Source organism: Enterobacter sp. AC1 (assembly GCF_050434705.1).
GTDB classification, from domain to species: Bacteria; Pseudomonadota; Gammaproteobacteria; order Enterobacterales; family Enterobacteriaceae; genus Enterobacter; species Enterobacter cloacae_L.
On record NZ_JBNDIZ010000001.1, the window covers coordinates 460,022 to 475,986 of the forward strand.

Consider the following 15,965-nt stretch of genomic DNA (forward strand, 5'->3'; position numbering starts at 1 on the left):
GTCAGGCAAGCCAGGGCTCGCCAAGGGTCAGCATCAGGCGGTTGGCCCAGGCGAAGAACGCCGCGGACTGTACCAGGTCAAGCTGCGCCAGGATATCCAGCCCCTCTTTTTCGAGTGCGGCAAGGTGCAGCGGCGTGGCGGCAGGCGGCGTAACCGACAGCGCTGCCGCAAAGTTAATTTCCGCCTGCCAGCGCGCAGACTGCCCCTCGCTCAGGGATTGCCCCGGACGCACCGCCAGAAGCGCCTCTACCGCGCCGTCATCCTTTGACAGCTGGCTGGCTTTACGTGCATGGACAGAGGCGCAGTAGATGCAGCCGTTGATTTTACTGGCGACCGTTGCGGCCAGCTCGCGCTCGGCGCGCGGCAATCCTCCTGGGGTATAAAAAATCCCTTTATCGGTCAGCGTGCGCTGTTCAAGCACCGGCAGATTGCGCCCCAGCAGGCGGAAATAGTCGGAATCGGTATGACCAAATTTCGCCAGTATGGCAACCTCATCGTCGCGGAAATCCGCCAGCGGTTTGGCGGCCAGCCACGGCTCCCAGCCCAGCTCCTGCTGGGTGAACGCGACGGGAGCCGCCTTCCCGGTGGCCGTGGTTGCGGTCGTGTGCCAGAGGCCTGCGGCTACCGGCACATCGCTTGCGGCGACGGGCCTGTCGTTCAGCAGCCGCAGCCCGGCAACCAGTCGGCTCTGGAAGCTCACAAACGCGATGAGCTGCGCCAGGGTGACGATACCTTCCTTGCTCCATCCCGCCTGGCTCAATGCCTTTAACGCGGCCGGCGTGGCTTCAACGGGTGAGAACGTCAGCAGGCGCGCGAAGTTCAGCGCCGGGGTCAGGCGTTCTGAGGTGGGGTCGGCCAGGCCAAACCCCGCGTAGTGCGCGGCCAGCGCCTCCGCGCTGTGCCATCTGGCCACTTTTGCGGCCACGGCGAAACGCTCGTCGAGTGCAAAATCATCATCCTGCTGGCTGAAGAGGATTTCGTAGCTGCCCTGCGCGTGGCGCGTGGCGGCATCCCGCGTGGCGCGCGCCTCTGCCAGAGGGGAACCGGGTTTAATTTCCGCCAGCTCGGCGAGAATGTCCTGACTTAATGACATAGGTGTCTCCTCAAAGTATGTGGGGGGCGATATGTTCGGCAATCAGCTCAATGGAGCGCAGCGTGTCGCGGTGCGTGGGCTCAACCGAATGGACCTGGAACGAGATATCCGTGGCGCGCCTGAGAATGGAGTCGGCGTGCAGTGAACGCAGTACCGTCTCGGGTGAACCGATATGGGCGTCAAACTGGCGGCGATAATCGGTGACGGTGTCACCTTTAACCGCGTGTCCGGCAGCGCGATGCTGCTGTGCCTGCTTCGTCAGGCCCGGCGTTGCCACCTTCAGCGCATAGTCATCGCTGTCGGCGACGAACGCGGTACGGGAGGTGAGAATGCGCGGCGCGATGCCCGCCGGCAGCGCCTCAAGGTAGGCATCCACAATCGGGTTCTGGATTTCATCGAGCGTGAGATCCGGCCGGTCCGCCGGGCGCGGCTGCGTGCGGGAGAGCATTAAGCCGTGTCCGGCCTGTGCCGCCCGCACTGCGCCGTCTACGGAGAAGGTGGCAATCCAGATGCGGTCCGCCAGCTGCGGTGCCGGCGGGTATAAATGGTTATCCGGATGGGCGAGCGAATCGCCGCGCCAGGCGCTCTGGAGCACGTGCAGGTTCTCGGCAAACGCGCTCGCGCGCGCCTCAAACGTCAGGCCGAACGGCAGGAATGAGGTGGGCGTGCCGCCTGACCCCAGCCCGACTTCAAGACGTCCTTCGGCGAGTAAATCAAGCACCGCGGCATCTTCCGCCACGCGCAGCGGGTTTTCCATCGGCAGGGTGATGATAGCCGTGCCCAGGCGGATGGTTTCGGTATGCGCGGCCGCGTGCGCCAGAAACAGCAGCGGCGACGGCAGCCCGCCTTCGCTTTCGTGGAAGTGGTGCTGCGCAATCCAGGCGCTGTCGAAACCGTGGCGTTCAGCGTGGCGGATCTGTTCTGTTGCCAGACGATAGCGCTCCTTCGGCGCAGCGTCGTCAAGCAGGCGGGTGAAAAACCCCAGGCGTTTTCGCGTCATGCGAACTCCTCCGTAGCGGGTGAAAAATGGGGAATGGCGTCAATCAGCTCGCGGGTATAGGCGTTCTGCGGCGATGCGAATAAGGTCCCGACGTCGCCGTGCTCGACCACCTGACCGCTGCGCAGCACCGTGACGCTGTGGGCGATCCGGCGAACTGTGGAGAGATCGTGCGTAATAAAGAGATAGGTTAACCCCAGCTGCTGCTGCAGCTGCTGAAGCAGAGCCAGGATCTGCGCCTGGACGGTGACGTCCAGCGCGGAGGTGGCTTCGTCCAGCACCAGAATGGTCGGCTCCAGGATCAGCGCCCGGGCGATGGCAACGCGCTGGCGCTGTCCGCCAGAAAGCTCCCGGGCGGTGCGGCTCAGGAGCTCGACGGGCAGGGCAACCCGCTGCGCGACCGTCTCCACCCGGACCTTACGCTCTGCTTTGCGCAGGCGGGAAAAGTTCTTCAGCGGCTCTTCGATAATGTCAAACAGCGTCTGACGCGGGTCGAGAGAGGCAAACGGGTTCTGGTAGACAAACTGGATCTTCTGGCGCAGCTGACGACGGGCCTCGCGGCTGAGCGTGGTGGCGTCGATATCGTCAATAATGACCTGCCCGCTGTCGGCCTGTTCAAAGCCCAGCAAAATACGGGCGAGGGTAGTTTTTCCGGAGCCGGATTCACCGACCAGCGCATGCGTGCTGCCGCGCCTGACGCTAAAAGTGACCTCATCCAGCGCCTGAAGGTGATGGCCTTTGCCCAGCGAGAACCGTTTGCTGATGGCGCGGGCGCGAATGGCCGGTGACGCGAGCGTCAGACCGCCCACCGGGGCGATGGTCAGGCGCTGGCCCTGGAGATCGCTCAGCAGCTGACGGGTGTAGGCGTGCTGCGGCGTGCGGACGATATCGGCGGTGTTTCCCTGCTCCTGAATTTCGCCATCGCGAAAAACCAGCAGCCTGTCCGCGCGCTCGGCGGCCAGCGCCAGATCGTGGGTAACAAACAGGACAGCGGTACCCGATTCCCGACGCAGGATATCCAGCAGGTCGAGAATACGTTTTTGCACCGTCACGTCCAGCGCGCTGGTGGGCTCATCGGCAATGATGACGTCCGGGAGCAGCGCCATCGCAATGGCAATCAGCACGCGCTGCTTCATGCCGCCGGAGAGCTGATGCGGGTACTGCTTCATGCGCTGCTCGGGGTGGTTCAGGCCGACCTTTGTCAGCAGGGCGAGCACCTGCTCGTCGCGCTGGTGAGCCGTGACCTTTTGGTGCAGCTGGATAATTTCGCCGACCTGCGCGCCGATGGTTTTTACCGGGTTGAGTGAATTACCCGGGTCCTGCGGAACCAGGCTAACTCGCGCGCCGCGAAGGGTATCGAGACGCTTAGCGGACCACTGGCTTATCTCCTCGCCGTTGAGAATGATTTTCCCCGCATCGCGCCGGGCGTTATCGGCCAGCAGACCGATGATCGCCTGCGCCGTGGTCGTTTTGCCGGAGCCGGACTCGCCGACAAACGCCAGCATTTCTCCTCGCCCGAGCGTGAAGCTGACGTTATGCACCACCTCTCGCCACTGGCGCGCGGTGCGGTAGCTGATGGTGAGGTTTTCTACCGAGAGTACGGTCATTTCAGGCCTCCGCTGAACTGTTGGCTGATACGGTTGGTTGCCAGCACCACGGCGATAACGGCCAGGCCGGGGAAGGTGGTTAACCACCAGGCGGTAGAGAGATAGTTACGGCCTTCGGCAATCAATAAGCCCCATTCCGGCACGGGCGGCGGGGTGCCGTAGCCGAGAAAGCTCAGCGTGGAGAGCGCCAGGATGGCCTGACCAAACTGCAGCGTGGCAAAGGCGAGCACGGCGGTTAAGGCGTTGGGCAGGATGTGTCGCCACAGCACCGCAAAGAACGTCCCGCCGCTGCCATACGCCGCTTCGACATAATCCGTATGGCGGATGCGCACCACTTCACCGCGCGCGAGGCGGGCGAAGCTGGCAATCGAGGCTACGCCCACGGCAATCGCGGCGTTAACGGTGCCAAAGCCGAGCAGAATAATCACCGTCAGCGAGAGCAGCAGAGACGGGATGGACAGCAGCACGTCGACGAAACGCATCAGCAGAGACTCGACGCGTCCGGCGAACGCCCCGGCAACCACTCCTAAACCGGTACCCACCAGCAGACCCATCGTGACGGCGGCCAGCGCCGCGCTCAGGGAGTGGGAGGCGCCATAAACGATACGCGCGTAAACATCGCGGCCAAGCTGATCGGTGCCGAGCCAGTGGCCGGCCTGCGGCGCCAGGCGCTGTGCGCCCGCGATGCCCTCAATCGGGCTGTAGTGGGTTAACAGGCCGGGCGCCACGGCGGCAAAAAGGGCAATAATAATCACCGCCCATGCCAGCCACAGTCCGGGCTGCCATTCGACACCCTGCCAGGTGGGGACGCGTTTTCGCGCGGCGGCTGCGTAATCGACAAGGCTCATGATGCACCTCCGGAAAGGGGTTGCAGACGGGGATCCAGCAGCGGCATCAGCAGATCCACCAGCAGATTGATCAGGACAAAACCGAGGGCGGAAATCATCACCACCGCCTGAAGCACGGCGATATCCTGGTTATTCACCGCCTGCTGGGTCAGTTGCCCGAGCCCGCTGCGGCCAAAAACGGTTTCCGTGATCAGCGCTCCGGCAATCAGCTCGCCCAGCAGCAGCCCGGCAATATTCAGCACCGGCAGCAGGGCGTTGCCCGTCACGTGACGCCACAGGACGGCGGTTTCACTCAGCCCTTTGGCCCGGGCAACAGCAACAAACGGCTGCGTCGCCACCTGGTCCAGGCTGCGCATAAGGATTTGCGCCAGCGGGGCGGAGATCGGGATGGCGACGGTCACGATCGGCAGGATCAGCCCCTGCAGCGGCGTCGGGTTAATTACCGGGATCAGCCGCAGCTGAAAAGAAAAAAGCTGGATCAGGGCAATGCCCAGCCAGAACGTCGGTAACGAGATAAACAGGACCGGCAGAGACTGGAGGGTATTGCTCAGCCAGCGCAGACCCGGCAGCCGCGACGCAAAGGCCAGCGCAAACGCCAGCAGGACCGCGAGTACAAACGCGGGCAGGGCGAGGCTCAGGGTATCCGGCAGGTTGCTGGCAATCAGCTCGCTGACCGGCACGCCAGCCTGTAACGAATAGCCGAAATCCCCGCGCAGCATCGCCAGCAGCGTGTGGCCGTACTGCTGCCACAGCGGGCTGTCCGCGCCGTAAGCCACGCGCATCTCCTCGATTTGCGCCGGGCTTAAGCCCAGATCCGGGTTCTGAAATTTAATCAGCACCGCGTCGCCCGGCAGCACCTGGAGCAACACGAACGAGAGGGTAAAGGCGGCCCACAGCACCAGTAGCCCGTGCCCAAAACGTTGAAGAAGTGCGTGGCGCATCGTCGGCTCCTTAGTGTTTCTCAATCCACACGCCGTAGAACGACGGGCGGCCTACCGCTTCAAAGCTCACGCCTTTCAGCCACGGGGCGCCGGCGAAGACCTGCGGCTCCTCGAAAATCGGAATGACGTAGGCGTTATCCAGCAGGTAACGCTGGGCATCGCCGCTCAACTGCAGGCGTTTTTGTGGATCGACCTCGGCGGAGATATCGACCAGCAGTGCGTTCAGCTTGTCGTCGCGGAAGTTTTTGACCTTGTCGCTGGAGCCGCCTTTCTGCAGCAGCGCGTCGCGGTTAGCGGGGTAGAACATGCTTTTCACCACGTCAGGATCGGCGCGGCCCACTTCGGAGACGGTTAGCGGCGTTTTCAGCGGGTCAAGGTTATCCAGCGTGCGGCTGCCAGCGTCGCCGGCTTTGACGCTCAGGGCAACGCCCACCTGACGCCACTGCTGGGCAACCAGCTGCAGCACCTCTTTGTTTTGCGGCTGCGGCAGCGATTCATACACCGTCAGCGCCAGCCGCTGCCCGTCTTTGGCGCGGATCCCGTCGCTGCCCGCTTTCCAGCCCGCCTCGTCCAGCAGCTGGTTAGCTTTTGCCGGGTCGAAGGTCAGTTTGTCGCTGAGGTCGACAAAGCCTGCGGCGGAATCGGCAATCACCGACTTCGCCTGCGGATAGTTGGCCGAGAAGAGGGTCTCGACCACCTGTTTGGCATTGGTGGCGTGCAGCAGCGCCTGACGAACGCGAATATCGGCGACCAGCGGGTTGTCCGGACGGAAGCTGATGCTGTCATTCACGCCGCGCGTCGGGGCGGCGTAGATCTTATAGCCCTGGTCCGTCGCCTGCTTTTCGTCATACGCCTGCACCTGACGGATAAAATCCGCCTGACCGGCCAGCAGGGCGCCGACGCGCACGCTGTCCTCCTGGGTTACGATAAACTTGATGCCGTCCAGATTGGCAGGACCCTGCTGCGCCAGATTTTTAGGTCCCCACCGGTAGTCTTTGCGGGCTTCGAGCGTCACTTCGCGGCCGAGCTTCTCGTCCTTCACCACAAACGGGCCGGAGCCAATGATATGGCGGGCGTCTCCCAGCTCTTCAAAGTTGCGTTTCAGCGTGCTGAGCGAGACCAGGCCAGAGCCAATCGTGGCGGTGCCCTGCAGGAATCCCGGCGACGGTTTTTTGAAGTAGAACTTCACGGTCAGCGGGTCGACCACTTCGCTGCGATCGTAGTTATTGATCACTTCTGACACCGGCAGTCGCTGCGCCTTATTGCCCAATCCGTAGGTATCAAAGTTTTTCGCTACGGCGTTGGCGTCCAGCGGCGTGCCGTCGGAGAAGGTGACTCCCGGGCGAATTTTAAAGGTGTATTCGGTTTTATCGGCGTTAGTGGTCCAGCTTTCTGCCACCCACGGTTCGACCTGCAGCGTCTTTGGGTTCTGCCAGGTCAGCTTGTCGGTGATCTGATTCAGGATGCCGCCGTTCGGGTAGAAGCCGCCGGCGGGCGGGTAGAGGTTAGTGTGCGCCTGCTGCTCCAGATAAATCAGCGTGCCGCCTTTGACCGGCGCATCGGCGGACCAGGCTGCGGTTGTCGTCAGAATCAGCGCCGTCAGCAGCGGCAGACGAAATGGGGTTTGCATGGTGAATTCCTTTGTTATCTTCTTGTTAGCGTCGGATTCATCATCGGGCGCGGGGGAAAACAAGGGAACAAAGGAATTAAGATAAGGATTGCCGGAAAATGGCTATAAAAGCGCCCCGTCAGGGAGGCGCAGGCTGGAAGTTAAACGAATGTCGCCAGCGGGTCTGCGGCGGCAAACGCAACCGCTTTATCGGCTGCCGGGGGGTAGATCAGCTCGTTAGTGATGGCAATCTTGATCTTCTTGGCTTCATCCCGCACTGATTTAACGGCCTGATCCCAGCCCTCTGTATAAACCGCACCCCAGCCCCCCAGGTCCAGGCAGGTTACGTAATTCACCTGACGATAAGGATAAGGTTCAATGTTCAGCAGGCTGGCCGCCGCGTTGTGTCCGGCAAATTTCCCTAGCTGGATCGCGTGCTGGCAGGTCATCAGTGCCGTATTGCCCGCATCGTCTGTTTTGGCGTGAGCCATATCGCCAGTAGCATAGACGTCCGGATGCGTCGGAACCTGTAACGTCTCTGCCACGACCAGGCGACCCTGGCTATCGCGTTCACCGTCAATCTGCAGGCTAAGAGGGTTGGCCTCTACGCCGGCGGTCCAGACGACGGACGCAGTAGCAATACGTTCACCATTTTTCAGCGTTACCCCGTGGGCATCAACGGCTTCAACTTCACTGTCTAATCGCCATTCAACGCCCAGCGCCTGGCTCGCCTCCGCAATGGTTTCACGTAGTGCTTCACTGTAGCGGCCGCCAATGACTGGCCCTCTTTCAACTACGACTATTTTAATCTCTGTATCATCCCCAAGACGGGAGCGCAGCCGGGCAGGCAACTCCGTTGCCAGCTCAATGCCGGTAAAGCCGCCTCCGCAGATTACCACGGTGTTGCGTTCAGGCGTTGAGGGGCGTAACACCAGCGAGTCCAGGTGACGCCTGAATGCCTGTGCAGTTTCCAACTGGTCGATATCGAAGGCGTAGTCAGCCAGGCCGGCAATCGGTGGGCGTTTGGTCTGGCTGCCCGTAGCGAGAATCAGCCGGTCGAAGGAAGCCGTAGCACGATCGCCATGCGACGTCCGGTATGAAACGGTTTTCTTCGCGGTATCAATCTGTTCTGCGTGTCCGGCGATGAACGTAATATCAAGCTCAGCAAACAGGTCTGTTAATGGGGCGACCAGCGTTGATACGTTCTCCTCATAGAAGCGTGGGCGAACACGCAGTTCAGGCTCGGGGGCCAGTACGGAAATTTTAAGGCTGTCTTTTTCCTGCTGCGCCGACAGGCGCGCGGCGCTGACCGCAGCCCACATACCAGAAAACCCGCAACCCACAATTAATATCTGCTTTTTCATACTCGATCCTTTTGAACGGCAGGCTGTATACCTGACATAACTACCACTATACTTGTCGGAGTTAACTGCGACAACTTCTTTCTGAGTTAAAAAACGTTATACTGCTGCGAACAATGATTCGGAGTGAACCATGGCGTTTTACAGTTCCGGTGTGGAATACGGCATTCACAGCCTGATGTGTATGGTGGATGCGAAGGGCAACGAGCGTGAGATGAGCGTCCGGGAGATGGCTGCCCTGCAGGGCGTGCCGTATGATTATCTTGGAAAAATTTTTACGCGCCTGTCGCGCGCCGGGCTGGTCATCAGTACGGAAGGCAAGGGCGGGGGCTTCAAGCTGGCGCGCCCGGCAGAGCTGATCAGCGTGCTGGATGTGGCGCATGCCATTGACGGCGAGAAAAATATGTTTGAATGTCGTGAAGTGCGCCAGCGGCTGGCCGTGTTTGATGAAACCCCTCCCGCCTGGGTATGCGACGGCCCGTGCGGAGTACGTTCAGTCATGGACAGTGCGCAGCAGCGGATGGAAGAGGAGCTCGCGCGTCATACTATTCTCGACCTGGCGCGCAAAATGTACCGAAAGGCGCCGGACACCTTCCAGATTGAGGTTCAGGAGTGGATTTCAGTTCGTCGTTCGTCGTAGTTATGAGCCGGGTAAGACATAGCCATTACCCGGCAAAAGGTGTTTACGAACGTAAGTCGATCACCATACGGCCACGGATCTGGCCCTGTTCCATCTCTTTAAAGATGGCATTGATGTCCTCGATCGGGCGCATCGTCACTTTCGGCACCACTTTACCTTCAGCGGCGAACTGGAACGCTTCCTGCAGGTCCTGGCGGGTGCCGACCAGCGAACCCACCACCTGAATGCCGTCCAGCACCAGGCGCGGAATGTCGAGGCTCATCGATTCTGGCGGCAGGCCAACCGCGACCACGCGGCCACCGGCACGCACGGCGTCTACCGCCGAGTTGAATGCCGCTTTTGCGACGGCGGTAACGACTGCGGCATGCGCGCCGCCGGTTTTTTCCTGCACAATTTTAGCGGCATCTTCGCTGCGGGAGTTGATGGTCAAATCCGCACCCATGCTTGCCGCCAGCTTCAGCTGTTCGTCGTTAACGTCAAGGGCGATGACTTTGGCGTTAAAAACGTTTTTGGCGTACTGCAGCGCGAGGTTGCCCAGCCCGCCCAGACCGTAAATCGCAATCCACTGGCCCGGTTTAATACCGGAAATTTTTACCGCTTTATAGGTGGTGACCCCGGCACAGGTGATGCTGCTGGCTGCAGCGGATTCCAGACCGTCCGGCACTTTTACCGCGTAATCCGCGGTGACGATGCACTCCTCCGCCATGCCGCCGTCAACGGAGTAGCCGGCGTTTTTCACATCGCGGCACAGGGTCTCGTTGCCGGTATTACAGTATTCACAGTGGCCACAGCCTTCAAAAAACCACGCCACGCTTGCGCGGTCGCCGACCTTCAGCGATTTCACGCCAGGGCCGACTTCTTTCACGATCCCAATCCCTTCATGGCCCAGGATAACCCCGGTTTTATCGCCGAAATCACCGTTCTTCACGTGGAGATCGGTATGGCATACGCCACAGCACTCCATCTTCAGCAGGGCTTCCCCGTGCTTGAGCGGGCGTAAGGTTTTTTCGGTAACGTTGACCTGGTGGTCCTGTGTGACAACAGCAGCCTTCATGTGTATCTCCTTGTTCATGATGAGAATCTGCATAGCAGGTGTAATACCCCTTAAGGATTAATACATTAGCCTGGTAATGCAAGGCTGCGGCAACATAATGTCATCATTTGATTCGATTTCAGATTAAGAATACGGCGATCCTCTAATAATTAAGGGGGGAAAATGCTGGCCCGGCGAGATGCTCGCCGGGCGCAGGCTTACAGCTGTGCTTCTATCTCCTCAATCTCCTTACGCCATTGCGCCTGCAGCTGCGGCTTTTGATGCTTCGGCTTGCGCGCCAGATCGTCTTCCAGCAGCGTTTCCAGCGCGACCAGCCGTTCAAGCAGATCGTCGTACGGCGAGGGCTGAACCGTCGCGGCGACAGCGGGCGCAGCGGATGTCATAAGCCCCGCGCTTTCACGCAGCCGCTCAAACACCGCTTCTGCATCGTGCCACTCGCTCAGCGCTCCCTCTTCAATCAGCCAGAAACGGTTGCAGCTTTGGCTGATTAACTGACGGTCATGGCTGACCAGCAGCACACCCCCTTCAAACTGCTGAAGGGTTTGCGCCAGCGCCTCTTTGCCTTCCATATCCAGGTGGTTGGTTGGCTCATCCAGCATCAGCAGGCTGTAGCGGGCAAGCGTCAGGCCAACGAACAGCAGGCGCGAACGTTCGCCGCCGCTGAGCGTGCTGACTTTTTGCCCGTGACGGGACCACGGGAACCCGGCGCTGATGAGCGCCATCTTCCTGTTTTGCGGGTCGGGCGCGAAGGGCTCCAGCGCGTCGAGCAGCGTGGCGTCATCCGGCAGCTGGTTCAGCGTCTGGTCGTAATAGCCCGGCGAGACGCGCGGATGGATTTTCAGCCCGCCGTCCGCCGGCTCATCGGCAAACTGTTGCCAGATAAGCCTCATCAACGACGATTTACCGCAGCCGTTACGACCGACAATCGCCACGCGATCGCCGCTTTTCAGCCGCGCCATTTCGATGGTAAACAGCGGCGGTAGCCCGGGCGCAGGCGGGACGTCGAGGTTTTCCATCTCCAGCAGACGGTCCGCCCGCAGCGCGTCACCGCGCAGGGTTAACGTCCACGGGCTGCCCGCCGTGAGCGCGGTCTGGCTCTCTTTGAGCCGTTCAACCTGTTTTTCCATCTGTTTGGCTTTGCGGGCCAGGTCTTCGTTGTCGTAAACCTTGCCCCAGGTCGCCAGACGTTTGGCGCTGGCCGTCACGCGGTCGATCTCCTTTTGCTCCGCCTTGTGGCGCTGCGCGTCGCTTTCATCTTTTGCTTCAAGCGCCTCGCGTGCCGCCGTGCAGGGAAGGGCAAAGTAGTGCAGCATCTTATCGCGCAGGATCCAGCTGCCGTTGGTGACGGCATCCAGCAGCTGCCTGTCGTGCGAGACCAGCACGAAGCTGCCTGACCAGTTCTGTAAAAAGTGCTCCAGCCAGAGCATGGTCGGCAGGTCCAGGTGGTTGCTGGGCTCATCAAGCAGGAGCAGGTCCGGCTCGTGAATCAGCGCCCGCGCCAGCAGCAGGCGGGTGTGCTGCCCGCCGCTGAGCGTGGCGGAGTGCAGCGACATATCCTGCGGCGTGAAACCCATGCCCGCCAGCAGCGTTTCGGCTTTCCAGCGCAGGCTGTCGCGTTCCGCTAAGGGCAGCTGGGCCAGGACGGCATCCAGCATGGTCAGCGGTAAAATCGCGTCCGGGAGGTGTTGCTCCACGCGCGCCATCAGGCAGTGCCCGGCCAGCGCTACTGTACCGGCAGCAGGGGAGTCAGTGCCGTCCAGCACCTTCAGCAGCGTACTTTTGCCGCAGCCGTTATCGCCCAGCAGACCAATGCGGTCGCCTTTTTTCAGCGTAAAGGAGAGCGAGTCGAAGAGCGTGCCAAACGCCGTATCAACGCGTAAAGATTGTGCAGTGAGTAAAGTGCTCATTGTTGCTTACCCAAGAGTTACAGGCATGTTTATGCCTCGTCAAACATCGCTGACGATAACTCAGTAAGCCCGAGAGAAGGGATTTCAGGGGTTGGTGTCTTCGCTCAAGCAGAAGTTATCGCAGCACGATACCGATAACGCTTGAGCTGGTGCGATCACCAAATGTATGTGAAACATTGAAAATTTCACGATACAGCATAATTGGCCTCCTTATATGTTATGAGGTTGTAGGTGACTATCACTATACAACGTTTTCCTGCATATACCAAACAGAGGGGCAGCATTGCTGCCAGTGCAAATGCCGCCTTCGTTATCATGCACAACAACGATCGTTCCATGAATCACGATAGATAATATTACCCTCCGTATATTTCCAGGTAATCGCTTCATAACGTAATTCGAGCGTTTCAAGATGTGTGCTGCTTATACCGTTAGGAGACAGGTAGGGTGCAACCGTTGTAAACTTGACGTTTTCCAGAATGATATTGAAATACTCGGCCTCAATACCTGATTCCAGAATACGGTACATTTTAATTGTGGCTTTCTTCATGGTTCGGCCTTCACAGACAGCGCGGTACAAAAGTGGTGTTGTTTGGTCAAACTCCTTCACTATTGTGATAGGGCGATGGACTCGCGTTCCTGTTAGTTTTCCCCAGCTTGGATCTACCGGGATAGTGACACCGTGAGAAAAGGATTTTAACTCGATAGACCCCAGGCGAAGTGGCATCATGCAGCTACCGATTACCGGAGAACCGTTCTCATCTTCAAGCCATAAGTGTGCGGGTGTAGACATACTATTTCCTTATAGATAAATTACGATAAAGCTAACGTTTGAGATTTACAATTTCATATAGCGATAAAATAACCATCACAAAAATGAAGAATATAGGAACAGGCCATATTGGCCCGTCAGGGAAAAGTTGGAAAAAGACAACTGCAAATAAAAGTGTCAATAGCGAAGGACCGTACATCGATATCAATGAAATGAATATCCGCCTGAGAAATCTTTTAATAAGATGCATCATGATTACTGAACCATCCTTGTTATGATATCTGCAATCTCACCATCCGATACCCATTGTGCTTTAAACGCTTCAGCCCGATCAAACAATGGCTCTATCAAGAAGTACAACATTTCCAGCTCGTTAGCGTATAGCGCTGAGTAGTACGCTGGATAAGTAATATGAAGGCGATGCGAACTATCTGCTGCTTTCTGAACAATGCCGTACAGGCCAATACCTCCAACAACCTGTCCCGCTCTTCGCCCAGCCAGTGCACTAAGTTCAAGGCTTAGATTCATACCCGCAGCAACAAATGATGCTGTTGCTAAAGCAAATCCGGCGTTTGTAAGTGAACTTGCGGCGATATGAATATTTACTGCCATTAGCAATTGTTTGATGTGCTCTAGTTGATCGGAGGTTTTGTGCCGGAATACTTCTTCAAAGTAGATTTCGAGCATTTCATACACAACATCTCTGTGCCATATAATATGATAAACACCTTTAGCAAATCGGATGTCTTCGGACTTTTGTTTCTGGCATACGTCTTGATATTCATCAGTAAAGCAGGAGGTATAATACAGCGCGCGCGTTGCACCTGCGCCGATCGTTTCAATCTGATTTGATACAGCTTTTCCTGCACCCGTTAATGCGTGGTCGAGTTTTAACGCAAGGATGTTATTCGCCTGCAAATAACTTATCACTTCATTTTTATAGTACATAACCGCTCCTTGCTTTCCTCGCAATTTTGCACGTCAATAGTACTCTTGATGTCTGCGCTTCCATCACCTTTCAACCAATAATATCCCGAGATTGTCATTTCAAAACGCCTATTATTAGTAATGCAAAGCGTTACTAAACTCTTAAAAAAATACGTTTGTTAGACAAAAAGTGTTATGCGAAATTTTTATATTTCAATGAGGTATGAATAGTTGTTGAAATATTTATTTTTTTAATAAGGGGAAGGGGAATACCGTAGCAGCGGCAAAGAAAATAAAGGGAGGAGGGTGTTCAAGTTCCCTCTCCCTTTTGAGGAGAGAGAACGGGCGGAGCGGATTAAATCGAGGTACGACGATAGCTGCGGTATTCAGGCATCCAGAAGTTATCGTCGATGGCCTGCTGCAGCGCGTCGGCAGAGGTTTTCACCGCCACGCCCTGCTGCTGCGCCATTTTACCGACCGCAAACGCGATAGCGCGCGACACCTTGTGAATGTCTTTCAGCTCTGGCAGCACAAGGCCTTCGCCGTCGTTGACCAGCGGCGAGTGTCCCGCCAGGGTCTCGCTCGCCGACATCAGCATTTCATCGGTGATGCGGGACGCGCCGGAGGCGATAACGCCCAGACCAATGCCCGGGAAGATATAGGAGTTGTTGCACTGTGCAATCGGATAGGTTTTATCCTTCCACACCACCGGATCGAACGGGCTGCCGGTGGCAACCAGCGCGTTGCCTTCGGTCCAGGCGATGATGTCCTGCGGCGTTGCTTCCACGCGTGAGGTCGGGTTGGAGAGCGGCATCACGATAGGGCGTTCGCAGTGCTTGTGCATCTCGCGAATAATCTCTTCGGTGAAGAGACCGGTTTGCCCGGAAACGCCGATCAGGATATCCGGCTTCACGTTGCGCACCACGTCCAGCAGGGAAAGGACTTCGTTGTCGGTATCCCAGTTTTTCAGGTTCTCGCGCTTTTGCACCAGTTTAGTCTGGAACGGCAGCAGGTTCGGCATGCCGTCGGTCAGCAGGCCGAAGCGGTCAACCATAAAGACGCGGGAGCGGGCCAGCTCTTCGCTCAGGCCTTCGCGCTGGGTCTGGGCAATAATCTGCTCGGCGATACCGCAGCCCGCGGAGCCTGCACCCAGGAAGACAATTTTCTGGTAGCTCAGCTGGCTGCCGGCCGCGCGGCTGGCGGCGATAAGCGTACCCACGGTCACGGCCGCGGTGCCCTGAATGTCGTCGTTAAAGGAGCAGATCTCATCGCGGTAGCGGTTCAGCAGCGGCATCGCGTTTTTCTGCGCGAAGTCTTCGAACTGCAGCAGCACGTCCGGCCAGCGGTGCTTCACGGCCTGGATGAAATCGTCAACAAACTGATAGTACTCGTCGTCGGTAATACGCGGATGACGCCAGCCCATATAGAGCGGGTCGTTAAGCAGCTGTTGGTTGTTGGTGCCGACATCCAGCACGACCGGCAGGGTATACGCCGGGCTGATGCCGCCGCAGGCGGTATAGAGGGAGAGTTTACCGATTGGAATACCCATCCCGCCAATGCCCTGGTCGCCAAGGCCGAGAATACGTTCGCCGTCGGTCACCACAATCACTTTGATATTATGGTTCGGCACGTTCTGCAGAATGTCGTCCATGTTGTGACGGTTCTGATAAGAGATGAATACCCCGCGGGAGCGACGGTAGATCTCGGAGAAACGCTCGCAGGCCGCACCCACCGTCGGGGTGTAGATCACCGGCATCATCTCTTCCAGATGGTTCTGCACCAGGCGATAGAAGAGGGTTTCATTGGTGTCCTGAATGTTACGCAGGTAGATGTGTTTGTCGATCTCAGTTTTGAAACCCTGATACTGGATCCACGCGCGCTCTGCCTGTTCTTCAATGGTCTCAACCACTTCTGGCAGTAAACCCAGCAGGTTAAAGCTGCTGCGCTCTTCCATGCTGAAGGCGCTGCCTTTATTAAGCAGGGGGAATTCGAGTAAAACCGGTCCGGCGTATGGGATGTATAAGGAACGATGTTTTTTCAGTTTGTTGTCCATGTCACTCACTCTTTTTATGAAGATCCGTCCCTGACACTGCTGTTTGTCATCTTTCTGGCCTGTGCGCTGGGGTGCGGTCAGGCGGTATTATAAAGGAGCTAAATATTAATTACCGCAACACATAAACAAAAACACCATCGGGATTACCGATGGTGT

General features: G+C 58.0%; 13 protein-coding genes. 1 reads left to right on the forward strand and 12 read right to left on the reverse strand.

Annotated features, from left to right (window positions below; genetic code table 11):
- Window position 1: 1 nt before the first annotated feature.
- From M2433_RS02185 to M2433_RS02215, 7 genes are all read right to left on the reverse strand, one after another.
- Entirely contained in the window at window positions 2–1,093 is a 1,092-nt protein-coding gene (locus M2433_RS02185; protein WP_429052542.1) for an alkylhydroperoxidase domain protein, read from the reverse strand.
- Between the two features lie 10 nt (window positions 1,094–1,103).
- Window positions 1,104–2,093: a putative FMN-dependent luciferase-like monooxygenase gene (locus M2433_RS02190; protein WP_063956470.1), complete on the reverse strand. Its 990-nt coding sequence runs from the start codon at window positions 2,091–2,093 to the stop codon at window positions 1,104–1,106.
- Window positions 2,090–3,697: a dipeptide ABC transporter ATP-binding protein gene (locus tag M2433_RS02195; RefSeq protein WP_429052544.1), complete on the reverse strand. Its 1,608-nt coding sequence runs from the start codon at window positions 3,695–3,697 to the stop codon at window positions 2,090–2,092. The genes M2433_RS02190 and M2433_RS02195 overlap by 4 nt, the downstream gene beginning before the upstream one ends.
- A complete protein-coding gene (locus M2433_RS02200; RefSeq protein ID WP_047348423.1) occupies window positions 3,694–4,545 on the reverse strand; it encodes an ABC transporter permease in 852 nt (283 codons plus the stop codon). The genes M2433_RS02195 and M2433_RS02200 overlap by 4 nt, the downstream gene beginning before the upstream one ends.
- The gene (locus M2433_RS02205; RefSeq protein ID WP_047348424.1) at window positions 4,542–5,486 is read right to left on the reverse strand and encodes an ABC transporter permease; all 945 of its coding nucleotides are present in this window, start codon (window positions 5,484–5,486) and stop codon (window positions 4,542–4,544) included. Before M2433_RS02205 ends, M2433_RS02200 begins: the two co-directional genes overlap by 4 nt.
- A gap of 10 nt (window positions 5,487–5,496) precedes the next feature.
- Complete coding sequence (locus M2433_RS02210; RefSeq protein WP_429052546.1) at window positions 5,497–7,116, reverse strand: TIGR04028 family ABC transporter substrate-binding protein; 1,620 nt, start codon at window positions 7,114–7,116, stop codon at window positions 5,497–5,499.
- A 140-nt stretch (window positions 7,117–7,256) separates the two neighbouring features.
- Window positions 7,257–8,459: an NAD(P)/FAD-dependent oxidoreductase gene (locus M2433_RS02215; RefSeq protein ID WP_429052548.1), complete on the reverse strand. Its 1,203-nt coding sequence runs from the start codon at window positions 8,457–8,459 to the stop codon at window positions 7,257–7,259.
- Window positions 8,460–8,589: 130 nt separating this feature from the next.
- Here M2433_RS02215 and M2433_RS02220 point away from each other — a divergent pair, with 130 nt between their 5' ends.
- On the forward strand, window positions 8,590–9,096 hold the full coding sequence (locus tag M2433_RS02220; RefSeq protein WP_047348427.1) for an RrF2 family transcriptional regulator: 507 nt from the start codon (window positions 8,590–8,592) through the stop codon (window positions 9,094–9,096).
- Between the two features lie 43 nt (window positions 9,097–9,139).
- Here M2433_RS02220 and adhP read toward each other — a convergent pair whose 3' ends face one another.
- The 5 genes from adhP to M2433_RS02245 form a co-directional block, all read right to left on the reverse strand.
- Complete coding sequence (adhP, locus tag M2433_RS02225) at window positions 9,140–10,150, reverse strand: alcohol dehydrogenase AdhP (RefSeq protein WP_429052550.1); 1,011 nt, start codon at window positions 10,148–10,150, stop codon at window positions 9,140–9,142.
- A 197-nt stretch (window positions 10,151–10,347) separates the two neighbouring features.
- Window positions 10,348–12,057, reverse strand: coding sequence for an ABC-F family ATP-binding cassette domain-containing protein (locus M2433_RS02230; RefSeq protein ID WP_429052552.1), 1,710 nt, complete (start codon window positions 12,055–12,057; stop codon window positions 10,348–10,350).
- Window positions 12,058–12,370: 313 nt separating this feature from the next.
- Entirely contained in the window at window positions 12,371–12,850 is a 480-nt protein-coding gene (locus M2433_RS02235) for an Hcp family type VI secretion system effector (protein WP_028013237.1), read from the reverse strand.
- Window positions 12,851–13,084: 234 nt separating this feature from the next.
- A complete protein-coding gene (locus M2433_RS02240) occupies window positions 13,085–13,777 on the reverse strand; it encodes a hypothetical protein (RefSeq protein WP_429052554.1) in 693 nt (230 codons plus the stop codon).
- 334 nt (window positions 13,778–14,111) lie between these two features.
- The gene (locus M2433_RS02245) at window positions 14,112–15,809 is read right to left on the reverse strand and encodes an NAD-dependent malic enzyme (RefSeq protein WP_013096532.1); all 1,698 of its coding nucleotides are present in this window, start codon (window positions 15,807–15,809) and stop codon (window positions 14,112–14,114) included.
- Window positions 15,810–15,965 lie beyond the last annotated feature (156 nt).

Excerpts from the sequence above, each read along its gene's own strand:
- M2433_RS02245 (WP_013096532.1), bottom strand. The coding sequence starts at position 15,809 with ATGGACAACAAACTGAAAAAACATCGTTCCTTATACATCCCATACGCC.
- M2433_RS02215 (WP_429052548.1), bottom strand. The coding sequence starts at position 8,459 with ATGAAAAAGCAGATATTAATTGTGGGTTGCGGGTTTTCTGGTATGTGG.
- M2433_RS02185 (WP_429052542.1), bottom strand. The coding sequence starts at position 1,093 with ATGTCATTAAGTCAGGACATTCTCGCCGAGCTGGCGGAAATTAAACCC.
- M2433_RS02190 (WP_063956470.1), bottom strand. The coding sequence starts at position 2,093 with ATGACGCGAAAACGCCTGGGGTTTTTCACCCGCCTGCTTGACGACGCT.
- M2433_RS02230 (WP_429052552.1), bottom strand. The coding sequence starts at position 12,057 with ATGAGCACTTTACTCACTGCACAATCTTTACGCGTTGATACGGCGTTT.
- M2433_RS02195 (WP_429052544.1), bottom strand. The coding sequence starts at position 3,697 with ATGACCGTACTCTCGGTAGAAAACCTCACCATCAGCTACCGCACCGCG.
- M2433_RS02205 (WP_047348424.1), bottom strand. The coding sequence starts at position 5,486 with ATGCGCCACGCACTTCTTCAACGTTTTGGGCACGGGCTACTGGTGCTG.
- adhP (WP_429052550.1), bottom strand. The coding sequence starts at position 10,150 with ATGAAGGCTGCTGTTGTCACACAGGACCACCAGGTCAACGTTACCGAA.
- M2433_RS02240 (WP_429052554.1), bottom strand. The coding sequence starts at position 13,777 with ATGTACTATAAAAATGAAGTGATAAGTTATTTGCAGGCGAATAACATC.
- M2433_RS02220 (WP_047348427.1), top strand. The coding sequence starts at position 8,590 with ATGGCGTTTTACAGTTCCGGTGTGGAATACGGCATTCACAGCCTGATG.
- M2433_RS02210 (WP_429052546.1), bottom strand. The coding sequence starts at position 7,116 with ATGCAAACCCCATTTCGTCTGCCGCTGCTGACGGCGCTGATTCTGACG.
- M2433_RS02200 (WP_047348423.1), bottom strand. The coding sequence starts at position 4,545 with ATGAGCCTTGTCGATTACGCAGCCGCCGCGCGAAAACGCGTCCCCACC.
- M2433_RS02235 (WP_028013237.1), bottom strand. The coding sequence starts at position 12,850 with ATGTCTACACCCGCACACTTATGGCTTGAAGATGAGAACGGTTCTCCG.